8 protein-coding genes are annotated in these 11,793 nt (G+C 41.4%); 6 read left to right on the forward strand and 2 right to left on the reverse strand.

The features are described 5' to 3' along the window. Positions 1-454, forward strand: a 454-nt coding sequence (locus HWQ38_RS13960; protein WP_366933289.1) for a hypothetical protein, incomplete at its 5' end; no start/stop codon positions are given. 80 nt (positions 455-534) lie between these two features. On the opposite strand, the gene HWQ38_RS13965 is transcribed toward HWQ38_RS13960, so the two are convergent. Beyond that, on the reverse strand, positions 535-1,764 hold the full coding sequence (locus HWQ38_RS13965; RefSeq protein ID WP_292794442.1) for a PIN-like domain-containing protein: 1,230 nt from the start codon (positions 1,762-1,764) through the stop codon (positions 535-537). 149 nt (positions 1,765-1,913) lie between these two features. Then, positions 1,914-4,802 (reverse strand): excinuclease ABC subunit UvrA, encoded by a 2,889-nt coding sequence (uvrA, locus tag HWQ38_RS13970; protein WP_292794445.1) that lies wholly within the window; start codon positions 4,800-4,802, stop codon positions 1,914-1,916. Positions 4,803-5,497: 695 nt separating this feature from the next. Here uvrA and HWQ38_RS13975 point away from each other — a divergent pair. The 5 genes from HWQ38_RS13975 (at position 5,498) to HWQ38_RS13995 (ending at position 11,677) form a co-directional block, all read left to right on the forward strand. Beyond that, positions 5,498-6,271 (forward strand): helix-turn-helix domain-containing protein, encoded by a 774-nt coding sequence (locus HWQ38_RS13975; protein WP_292794447.1) that lies wholly within the window; start codon positions 5,498-5,500, stop codon positions 6,269-6,271. A gap of 285 nt (positions 6,272-6,556) precedes the next feature. Then, positions 6,557-6,997, forward strand: a complete 441-nt coding sequence (locus HWQ38_RS13980; RefSeq protein ID WP_292794449.1) for a hypothetical protein — start codon at positions 6,557-6,559, stop codon at positions 6,995-6,997. 148 nt (positions 6,998-7,145) lie between these two features. Then, on the forward strand, positions 7,146-7,490 hold the full coding sequence (locus HWQ38_RS13985) for a beta/gamma crystallin-related protein (protein ID WP_292794451.1): 345 nt from the start codon (positions 7,146-7,148) through the stop codon (positions 7,488-7,490). A 581-nt stretch (positions 7,491-8,071) separates the two neighbouring features. Further along, on the forward strand, positions 8,072-10,288 hold the full coding sequence (locus tag HWQ38_RS13990; protein WP_292794453.1) for a peptidase domain-containing ABC transporter: 2,217 nt from the start codon (positions 8,072-8,074) through the stop codon (positions 10,286-10,288). 6 nt (positions 10,289-10,294) lie between these two features. Continuing rightward, positions 10,295-11,677 carry an HlyD family efflux transporter periplasmic adaptor subunit gene (locus HWQ38_RS13995; RefSeq protein ID WP_292794456.1) on the forward strand — a complete coding sequence of 461 codons (1,383 nt, stop codon included), beginning with the start codon at positions 10,295-10,297 and terminating at the stop codon, positions 11,675-11,677. Positions 11,678-11,793: the final 116 nt, after the last annotated feature.

The following is an 11,793-nucleotide window of genomic DNA, read 5'->3' on the forward strand; positions in this document are numbered from 1 at the left end:
ATTGATTCAACAATCGCTAATAATTTTTGCTTACCGCAACTTATTGAGCGGATACCTTACTTTTAACTCAGACATTTACAGCCAATTGCTGTCTCAACATCAACCTCGGATTATCAAGACAGAAGAGGAAAACGAGGAATTTTTAGAAACTGTTGAAGAACTGCTTTCTCGTTCCCATCTGACTTCTGAAGAAGATACTTTGTTGGAATTATTGGTAAAACTGATTGAGGATTTTGAAGATAAGCACTATCAGCTTAGTGTTTCAACACCTCACTCAAGACTCAAGCATTTGATGGAAGCTAGGAGTTTGGAACACCCTGATTTGGTAGAAATTCTTGGTTCGAGCGAGATTGTTACTAAAGTAATTAATGGTGAGTTAAAAATCACTAAAGAACAAGCTGAGGCTTTGGGAAAATTTTTTCACGTTGATGCAAGTTTGTTTATTTTAGGATGAGCGATCACTTTTTTCAAAAACAGCTAATTCAGATATATAAGGCGATGACACTTAGAATTGAAGCGCACAATATATCTACTTTACTCAGTATCTGGTAATTTCTCTTCATTTACTTCCTTGTGAAGAACACTTAATTCTGATTCTGATACTGCTCCTACAATATGTTCATTATTAATGTTTATAGGTTCTTTTTTTATGAGTTGCGTTTGGTATCTAACTGAAGGATTCAGAAAATCAGATTTAGGTAAAGCTGCTTTCTTCATCTGTTCTAATATAGTGTTGGTTATATTATCTGTCACAATTTTAGCAGAGTTAGCAGCCTGTACCATCTGTTCTAATATACTATCAGCAAAAAATATAGGGGGGTTAGTTTGATTTAGATAAACTACAGATTGAGCAGATTGAGACAATGCATCCTGTATCATAATTTCTCTAGCTTCTTCAATAGATTCTGGCTGCTCTGGAAGCTTGAGAAAATTCTCAGCATATTTCATGAATCTATCAGTTGAATACATATAAAATTGAACCCCAGCTTCGGCTAACATTTCTTGTACTAACTCTGGTCTTGGGCTGATGGTTTTTCCATCACCTTTTAGCCACCAATCTGCCTTGTCATCATCTGTCACAAAGATTATAGGTTTTTTCTCATATTTGGCATAATTAATTAATTGAAACCAAATTATAGCATCACCATACTTATCTGGTACTGGTTTTCTGGAGCCATCCTCATAACCTGGTGGGATTGAATATTTAAATCTTTCTTCTGCCCAGTTATAAATATCTTTTAGCTTATCTTGATTATTACCAATTCTGCCATTGAATACATTTATTATTTGCTCGTGAAACTCATCATTTTTTATGAGTTCAGGATGCTTTTCTTTTGATTTTTGTAAATCATTTTTAACTGTTGTAACAACTTCTTTAATTGCTGTCTCAATAGTTAATATTATTTCCTTAACATCAATTAAAGGGTGCTTTTTATATATTTCTAAATCTTTTTTTAGGCTTCCTATCTTTTCTATTTTTAAATTATCTTCTAAAAATTTTCCTATTTTATCATAAGCTTTTAACTGTTGAGATATGACATCTGGACGATTCTTGTGATATTCACAACCAACGTGATGTGTAATCCAAATCCTTTTCTGAACCTTTTGAAGAATATCAAATAATCTTTCTCTAGTTTTAGGAGAGTAACGATAGATATGCAATAAAACATTTGTATCGAATGAAAAAATAGATTCTTTCCATAGTTCAGCAAACTCTTCCTCTGTAGGCTGGTAATAGCCAGGAAATAAATCACGCATATTCATTTTTTGATAATTCCCTAATATATGCTTAAAGTTTAGTGTCTATCCATACAAGGATAACACTCAACAATAAAAAAGGGGTTCTTAATAAAAGTCTTTCTTTTCGCACTCTTTGCTTTGTATCTTTGCACCTTTGTGTAAGACAAAAAACTCTACTTCTTCACCGCCGGATATTGTTTCAACACCTGCTGCAAATATTGCCCAGTATAAGACCTGGGATTTTTTGCAACTTCCTCTGGTGTCCCCACAGCAATCAATTCTCCCCCTTTGTCGCCACCTTCTGGCCCCAAATCTATCACCCAGTCAGAACAACGAATTACATCTAAGTTGTGTTCAATTACTAAAATTGAATTACCTTTATCTACCAATCTTTGCAACACATCTAACAATTTATGGACATCGTAAAAAGATAACCCGGTTGTCGGTTCATCGATTAAATAAAGTGTCTTACCTGTGGCGCGTCTAGATAATTCTGTGGCTAATTTCACTCGTTGCGCTTCACCACCAGATAAGGTAGTTGCAGGTTGTCCTAGTTGGACATAACCCAACCCGACATCAAATAAAGTTTGCAAACGCGCGATCGCTTTGGGAATATTTTGGAAAAAGTCTAAACTTTCCTCAACTGTCATTCTCAAAACATCAGAAATAGACTTATCTTTGTACTTAACCTGCAAAGTTTCGCGGTTGTATCTTGCACCTTTACAAATTTCGCATTGCACGTAAACATCAGGGAGAAAGTTCATTTCAATAACATTCACACCCTGTCCGCTACAAGCTTCGCAACGTCCACCTTTAACGTTAAAAGAAAATTGTCCAGGTTTGTAACCCCTAGCTTTGGCTTCTACTGTTTGGGAAAATACATCTCGAATAGCATCAAAAATTCCTGTGTAAGTTGCAGGGTTAGAACGTGGTGTACGTCCAATAGGTGATTGATCGATAACGATCGCTTTATCAATCGCGTTTAATCCCTGAATTTTATCCAAATGTCTGGGTAAGGGAACTTTCTTAGTTAAATGGTGTTGCAGAGATGGGAACAGCAACTCGTTAATGAGGGTAGATTTGCCAGAACCAGATACACCTGTAATGGCGACAAGTTTACCTAATGGAATTTCTACATCTATATTTCTTAAATTGTTGCGATGAGCATTTTTAATTCCTAAACTCCGCCCATTTCCTTCTCGGCGTTCTGGTGGTGTGGTAATTACTCGCCTTCCTGATAAATATGCACCAGTCAAGGAATCTTCGGCTGCTAGCAACGCCTGAAAATCACCTTGGGCGACAATATTTCCGCCGTGAATTCCTGCACCAGGGCCAATGTCAACTATGTAGTTGGCTGCACGAATTGTTTCTTCATCATGCTCAACGACAATTAATGTATTACCCAAATCGCGCAATTTAGTTAAAGTTTTCAGTAACCTGCCATTATCTCGTTGATGCAATCCAATACTCGGTTCATCTAAAACGTAGAGAACTCCTGTTAAACCAGAACCAATTTGCGTTGCTAGACGAATTCGTTGGGCTTCGCCACCAGAAAGGGTCATTGCCGGACGATCAAGGGTGAGATAATCTAAACCTACATCCAACAAAAATTGCAATCTTGCTTTGATTTCTCGGAGTACTAAATCAGCAATTTGTAACTGGCGATCGCTCAACTTAAATTGATCAATTCTCTCCCGACAATCCCGAATCGATACCCCAGTCAATTCTAAAATTCCATATTGTCCCAACTTCACCGCTAAAGCTTCCGGTTTTAACCGTTTTCCCTGACAAACTTCACACGGTTGATCAATTAAATACTGCTCTAATTTTTGCTTAACTAACTCAGAACCACCCTCATATTGTCGTTGCAAAATCGGAATAGCACCTTTAAAACTCTGCTTCCTCTGTGCCTCTGCGGTTCGTTCATCTTTCTCTCCATACAAAACAATTTGCTGCTGTTCTTCTGTCAGCTTGCTCCAATTTGTCTGTAACTCAAACCCATAGCTCTGACCTACGCTATAAAGTAATTCCAAATAATAAGAATTATCTTTTTCTGACCAAGGCGCGATCGCAGCATAAAGTGGCGCTTCCGAGTCGGGTATGATCAAATCAGGCGCAAATCTTCTTAAAGTCCCGATTCCATGACAGTGCGGACAAGCACCATAAGGTGAGTTAAACGAGAACAATCGCGGCGATAGTTCCTCCATGACCGCCCCATGTTCTGGACAAGCAAAGTTTTCCGAAAATACTAATTCTTCTTCTTTTTCTTGTCCGTCATCACCAAGTAGACTCACCAGAATGGTCGCAATCCCACCCGATTGCTTGAGACACGTAGACAAGGAATCAACCAAACGCTCTTGGATATCAGCCTTTTTCACCAAGCGGTCAATTACCACTTCGATGGTATGGGTAAAATTTTTATCCAATTCAATCGAATCTGACAGTTCGCGGACTTCGCCATTAATCCGCACGCGGACAAAACCTTGAGATGCCAGACTTGACAAAAGCTTACGATGTGTGCCTTTTTTCCCCCGGACAACGGGTGCAAGAATTTGGAAGCGAGTGCGATCGCTTAATTCCATAATCCGATCGCACATCTCATCGATTGTCTGGGGTGCAATACAGCGATCGCATATCGGACAGTGGGGTTCACCAGCCCGACCAAATAACAGCCGCAGATAGTCGTAAATCTCCGTTACCGTACCCACAGTGGAACGGGGGTTATGAGAGGTTGACTTTTGGTCAATGGAAATTGCTGGACTTAAGCCTTCAATCGCCTCCACATCCGGCTTATCCAACTGTCCTAAAAATTGCCGTGCGTAGGCGCTGAGGGATTCTACATAACGACGTTGCCCTTCAGCGAAAATCGTATCAAAGGCCAGGGAAGACTTACCAGAACCAGAAACGCCAGTGAATACGATTAGGCGATCGCGCGGCAGTTCCAAGTCAATATTTTTCAGATTATGCTGCCTAGCACCCCGAATCCGAATCGTATTCTGGCTGTTGTGGCTGGGGTGCGGAAGATGTCCATTCAAGGATGCTGCTAGCTGTTGGTCTGACATATTGGGCGGCGAAGAGGGAGTTTCTGTTGAAACAGTCCTTAATAATACTATCTTTAATTGATTTATAGTAGAACAATAGTACTGTTTTAAATTGAAGTTGTACTTGAGATATTCTGATTATGCTAGCCAATGCCGCCACCCATGATGTCACCTGGGAAAAGTTAGCGCAGTTATACCCCACGACTGCAAGCTGATATCCCCCTAATTGTGATGGAATTTATCTCTCAAAGTTGGTTTTTTCAACATCCTTCGCCTGCTACTAGATAGCGATCGCCCTGTACCAGTTACATCAATGCTAATACATATGTACTAAAACTTAGTGATTGCCTGTGCCAGTTGCGTAAGTCCTGTATTGATTTACGACTCTATGTGCATTCACAGTTTTAGTCCGTCCCATCAAGCGATGGCTCCATTTGTGAGTCTGTCCTGTTTGTGCGATCGTAATCTAGTAACGTGCAGTCTCTTGAGAACACCACAGAACCTTGGAGATTGTACGCGGATGCTGACTATAAGGGTTTTGCTCAAACCTATAGACCTGATAAGGTTTTGATATTTACTCCACCTGGAAAGTATGTAACCCACCTTTGCCATTAGTTTTGTGAAGTAATTTTACAAAAACTAATGCCTTGCGTAAAACACAGACATAACTCTCTGAGTAATAGCTAGCAACTCAAAATAATAAATTTTGTGGAAGTATGGTTTCTAGCAATGGGATTTTAGAACAATGCAATTTTCTTCAAGTCACACTGCCGCATATCTGGGATCATGATCTAAGCGATGTCTACGATGAGCAACTCTTGGAGACGCTACGCGAACCCTTACGCCAGCAGAGTTTCTTAGCCTTACAGAGAACCAATAGAGCGTTAGAGTCAAAAGTCCAAGAGCTTTTAGCTGAATTAACCACTGCTAAAGAGCAATTTTGTCGTGAGAAAGCTTCAGATCAGCAGACACAGACAGAATTAGAAAAGTCCCTTTCTTTGCTTCAGGCAACTTTAGATTCCACAGAAGAATTATTGTCAGCGATCGCTCCTCGACTGGAAAAACACGTCGCCTCAAAGCAGTGCGATTTGGCTAAATATCAGCGAATATCAGAATCACAGAGGCTCTTTCCTACTGACGTGCAACTAAAGGAAGTTTTTGATTATATCGAAGCTAATTATCATCAATCGATTGGTTTAAGTAACGTAGCTGTTGCAGTTGGTTATTCCGCAGCTTATTTAACCAATCTAGTGCGACGCAAAACGGGAAAAACAGTAAATGATTGGATCTTTGAACGCCGGATGCTAGCTGCGCGTACTTTGCTTCTGGAAACCAACCAGCCAGTTAATCAGATTGCTTGTGCAATAGGCTATCAGTATGAAGGATATTTCTTTCGTCAATTTCGCCAGTTTCATGGTACTACACCTCAAGCTTGGCGTAATACTCAGCGTTCTAATATTAGTGTCAATCACGAGCAACATAATGAATAGTTTTAACAACAAAATGTGCATTGTTCCTACAACTTTTATTTCCTACACTACTAAATATAGGAATGCAACTTGATTCTTGAAAGCAGACTAAGACTAAAAGATTTATCCAAATAATACTCATATCTTGGAAAGCTTTCAGTAATCAAATAAAATTCCTATTAATACAGCTTACTTTTAAAAAAAAGTAGCTTGTCAAGCGTTGATTCCAATGTCTTTGTATCATCTTATTGATAATTTTTGCAGAACAATGCACCCTCTATAAAGAGAAATAAAAGGAAAGTGACAATGTTAAACACCAAAGAATACTTCAAACAACTTGATGCAACTCTTGCGGTTAAGGAAGTTAATAATGAGATTGCTGCTTTAGACTCTCTGATTGAAGACATTTCAGAGGACAAGTCTGCTTCTGTAGCAGGAGGAGCCGTATCAAACATCGGAGGCAGAATTCCGAGAATAGGATCAACGACATTCCCAACAGCGTATACCACCACTAAGCAATTCAACGACATTTCAATTCGATTGACTACGAACCCTTACGCCCTGAGCGTTACAGCCGTACGTGCCGACGGTCGCGGTAATGTAAGTAGTTACTCAAGGAATATTCCTGCAAACTACCACGGAGTCGTCACTGTTGCGGCAGACGTGCGCGATGGAACCAGGTTCAAGCTCAACTTTAATGCTACGACGCTAAATTACTTCGACATAGCAGGGCGGATCACCTATTAGGAGGATGGCTCTAACTTCTAGTTTTGTGACAAATATTACAACAATATGCCTTGCGTAAAACACAGACATAACAAAGCTGAACAACTGGTTTTAGGTATTGCTTAATCAATTTTTGCAGAACAATTCATACTTTAATAGGAGAAAAACAATGTCTAACATCGACAAAGCAATTTGTACTTCTGACCAACAACTATTTACAGAATTAACTCCTGAAGAAGGAGCCGTCATCGAAGGTGGTGCAGACTTAGAACTTTACAATGGCGACAAATTTAGGGGTAAGATAGTGGCTACAAATAAAAGCATCCGGAATGTAGGTGATACCGCAAATGACCTAACTACCTCAGCTATAGTTAAGCGTGGTACATGGCTCTTATGGACAGGCGCGAATTTCACGGGGACATCTAGACGAGTAGGAGTAGGAAAGTATCCGAATCTTTTCTTTGACATAGGCTTGCCTAACGATTCGATCTCATCGGTTCAGCGTGTAAAATAATCCCGTAGAAAACCGAAACCGTGCAGAGCGACTGTCTTTACGCTCATCCGTGAGAGGTTAGAATAGAGTAAATTTTGTCAATCACCTAAAATACTCAAATCGGCTGAATGAAAATGATAATCGTGCAAGAGGGTAGGATAGGAGTTCAGCGTTGTTCGCCTCCTACCCCATTGTTTAATTATCATTTTCATCAAACTTTTTGGCAGCTTAAATATGAGATGAAACAGTATTGTAACAACAGAAGAACTTTGCAAAACTAAGTTTCATTGAACCTATTCCACTAATAAAATTCTGTTAACCCAGATGTGAATTGTGGCTAGACAAAGAAAAGCATTGAAACAGGCTGAGATTCTTTCCCATCGAACAAAGAGTCTGCGATATTTTCGTTGAAACCAGGCAAAACAAGGCTCTTGTTGAAAACGTGGGACTGAAATTTTAATTTTTTCTTAGTCTTCCAATTTAATTAGGTTGACCTACTTAGTCATTTTTGACTTTAGTTAAGCACCTCTAACATTTTGAAAACTAGCTTTGATCGAGGTGAAAGCCCCGGCTCACTTTCTTTTATGCGTAAGTTTTAAGTTATGAAATACCAAACTATACTACAACACAGCGAAGAAGACTGTGGTGCTGCCTGTCTTGCTACTATTGCCAAACACTATGGACGCACCTTTGCCATTAGTCGAATGCGGGAAGTAGTTGGTACTGGATCGCGGGGAACCAGCCTGCTGGGTTTGAGCCGGGGTGCAGAAACTTTAGGATTTAATACGCGTCAAGTCAAAGCCTCTGCACAACTATTGGATCAATTAAATAAAGCCCCTCTACCCGCCATTATTCACTGGAAAGGCTATCACTGGGTAGTTCTGTATGGACAAAAGGGGAAAAAATACGTAATCGCTGACCCTGGTGTAGGTATCCGCTATCTCACCCGCGAGGAGTTGCTAGAAGGGTGGGGCAATGGCATCATGCTGCTGCTAACGCCAGACGACAGCCACTTTTATCAGCAATCAGATGAGAAAATTGGCGGCTTTGGGCGTTTTCTGATGCGGGTTTTACCCTATCGCGCCATTCTCATCCAAGCGATCGCAATTAACATCGTCATCGGACTACTTTCGCTTATCTCTCCCTTAATGATGCAATTGCTCACTGATGACGTGTTAGTGCGGGGAGATACCCAGCTGCTAACGGTTGTGGCAATTGGAGCGATCGCTATGAGTCTATTTAGCAGTGCGATCGGTTTGGTACAATCTCACTTAATTGGTCACTTTGGTCAACGACTACAATTAGGACTGATTCTAGAATACGGACGACAACTGTTGCGTTTGCCCCTCTCGTACTTTGAAGGACGACGCAGTGGAGAAGTAGTCAGCCGGATTGCCGATGTGAATCACATCAATGAGCTAGTTTCCCAAATTGTCCTCGGTTTACCCAGCCATTTTTTTATCGCCTTGGTTTCCTTGGGCTTCATGCTCTTTTACAGTTGGGGGCTGACTTTGGCTTCCCTGGCTGCCTTTATGATTGTCACCCTTGTCAACCTGCTTTTTCTCCCTGCTTTGCGCCAGAAAACTCGCAGCGCGATCGTCTTAGGTACAGAAAACCAAGGCTTTCTCGTTGAAACTTTTCGCGGTGTCCAGGTGCTAAAAACTACTCAAGCCACTCCTCAAGCTTGGCAAGAGTATCAGGCAAATTATGGTCGCCTTGCTAACTTGGGCTGGAGTACCATGAAATTGGGGCTTTACAGTAGCACAATCACCAGTATTTTTTCTACTTGCACTAGTATTGCCTTACTGTGGTTAGGCTCTTACTTGGTAATTAATCGTACTTTGAGCATCGGTCAGTTGCTGGCGTTTAGTGGTATGAGTGGTAACTTTCTCGGCTTTTTGGGTTCAGTCATCGGCTTAGTTGATGAGTTCATCACTGCCCAGATTGTCATCCAACGCCTGACGGAGGTGATTGATGCTACCCCAGAAGACGAAAAGGACGAGAAAAAGCCTTGGGCAGAACTTAAAGGCAATATAGATATTACTTGCACCAACCTTAATTTCCACCACGCAGGTAGAGTTGACTTGCTGCAAGATTTTTCGCTGATTATCCCTGGCGGTCAAGTCATTGGTCTGATTGGTAAATCCGGCTGTGGTAAAAGCACCCTCGCCAAACTCCTTGCTGGTTTATATTTCCTCCAATCTGGGAATATCCGCTATGGCATCTATAATCAGCAAGACCTTTCGATGGAATGTCTGCGGCAACAGGTAGTACTAGTACCTCAAGAACCTCACTTCTGGAGTCGCTCAATTATTGAAAATTTCCGCTTCAGCTATCCTCAAATCACCTTTGAACAAATTGTGCAAGCTTGCTCTATTGCTGGTGCAGATGAGTTTATTAGTAAACTTCCCGATAAGTATCAAACTGTTTTAGGCGAATTTGGCGCGAATCTTTCTGGTGGACAACGACAGAGATTAGCGATCGCTAGAGCTATAATTACTGACCCACCGATATTAATTTTAGATGAATCTACTGGCGCTCTCGACCCAGTGAGTGAAGCCAAACTGCTAGATAGGCTGCTGTCTCATCGGCTGGGCAAAACCACAATTATGATTAGCCATCGCCCCAAAGTCATCGGGCGGGCTGATTGGATTGTACTGCTGGAATCAGGGCGTTTAAAAATCCAAGGCACTCCAGAGGCTCTACGCCATCAACCTGGTGAACACTTAGACTTTTTAGACGGCGTTGACCCCTTTACAAATGGTTTAGTGCCTAAATCCTCTAACTCCAACGGTAAATTCAGCACAATCAGTAAATAAAATAGCATGATTAGCCATTCCAACTCAGACTACTTGCCCCCAATTCAAGACAACGAGTTTCTCCCGCCGCTTGGTCGTTGGACTACTTGGGGCGGACTAGTTCTTGTCTGTGCTGTGGGGTTAGGCGTTCCACTTGCCTCTGTTACCAAATATAAAGTCACAGTTAAAGGACAGGCTGTTGTCCGCCCTGCTGGGGAATTGCGGCTGGTTCAAGCTGCTACGGAAGGTCAGGTAACGCGGGTTTTTGTTTCGGAGAATCAAGTTGTCAAAAAAGGGGATATCATTGCCACTATTGACAACTCGAAGCTACAAACCAAAAAGAGCCAACTGCAAAGTAACATTGGGCAAAGTCGTTTACAACTGTTTCAAATTAATGCCCAGATTAATGCTATTAATAGCCAGGTTTTAGCTGAAAATGAGCGCGTCAACCGGGTTATTGCTGGTGCTGAAGCTGAATTAAGCGATCGCAGCCGGAACTATCAAGATAAACTTATCACTACCGCTACTGATGTCGAAGAAGCGGATGCCAATGTCAAAGCTGCGGATGCTAGTCTCAAAGCAGCCCAGTCAAAGCGAAATCGTTATGAGACTGTAGCTAAAGCCGGAGCCTTGTCTCAAGATCAATTTGAGGAAGCACAACTAGCTGTTCGCCAGCAAGAACAAGCTCTTCAGGCAACTAAAGCCAAATTGCAAAATGTCCAAACTGCTCTTAATCCAAGTAATGCACAAGTAGCGATCGCTTCTCAACGCATTGCCCAAGAAAAAGCTACGGGTCAAGCCAACATTGCTACTTTAGATAAAGAACGCCAAGCTTTAATCCAGCAACGAATTGAAATCCAAAAACAGCTAGAGAGCGACACCCGCGAACTCAAACAAGTAAATATCGACCTCAGCCAGACTGTGATTACAGCCACAGCAGACGGGATTATTTCTAAATTAAACCTGCGAAACTCCGGTCAAACAGTGCCTGCTGGACAGGAAATTGCCCAAATTGTTCCCAGTGATGCTTCCTTGGAAATTAAGGCAGCAGTAGCACTTCAGGATAAAAATAAATTGAAACAAGGTCAAAAGGTACAAATGCGGGTTTCTGCTTGTCCTTATCCAGATTATGGTACTCTCAAAGGCAAGGTTAAGACGATTTCCCCCGATGCAATCGCACCTCAAGGGAATGCTGCTAATGCCACCGACACAACATCTGCCAACCAAAAGATGGCAGCCGTTGGTGCGTTTTATGAGGTAAGAATTGAGCCAGAAAGCCTTTCTCTAGGTACCGAAAAACACCTGTGTGCTATTCAATTGGGAATGGAGGGTACAGTTGATATTATTTCTAGAGAAGAGACTGTGATGCAATTCTTTCTGAGGAAGGCGAGGTTGATTGCAGACTTGTAGCGCGTTGGCGTAGCCCGCCGCAGGCATCGCAGTGTAACTATTCGTAACTATTTCTAGCAATCCTACCGTGGGTTTTCTATCTATCCTTATAGGGGGGTTGTAGTTTACTTGCTGGT

It is taken from the genome of Nostoc sp. NMS7 (genome assembly GCF_017115085.1).
Lineage (GTDB): Bacteria > Cyanobacteriota > Cyanobacteriia > Cyanobacteriales > Nostocaceae > Nostoc.

Bases quoted from the DNA above. Each gene is read 5' to 3' on its own strand.
- HWQ38_RS13990 (WP_292794453.1), top strand. From the start codon at position 8,072: ATGAAATACCAAACTATACTACAACACAGCGAAGAAGACTGTGGTGCT.
- HWQ38_RS13985 (WP_292794451.1), top strand. From the start codon at position 7,146: ATGTCTAACATCGACAAAGCAATTTGTACTTCTGACCAACAACTATTT.
- HWQ38_RS13995 (WP_292794456.1), top strand. From the start codon at position 10,295: ATGATTAGCCATTCCAACTCAGACTACTTGCCCCCAATTCAAGACAAC.
- uvrA (WP_292794445.1), bottom strand. From the start codon at position 4,802: ATGTCAGACCAACAGCTAGCAGCATCCTTGAATGGACATCTTCCGCAC.
- HWQ38_RS13975 (WP_292794447.1), top strand. From the start codon at position 5,498: ATGGTTTCTAGCAATGGGATTTTAGAACAATGCAATTTTCTTCAAGTC.
- HWQ38_RS13980 (WP_292794449.1), top strand. From the start codon at position 6,557: ATGTTAAACACCAAAGAATACTTCAAACAACTTGATGCAACTCTTGCG.
- HWQ38_RS13965 (WP_292794442.1), bottom strand. From the start codon at position 1,764: ATGAATATGCGTGATTTATTTCCTGGCTATTACCAGCCTACAGAGGAA.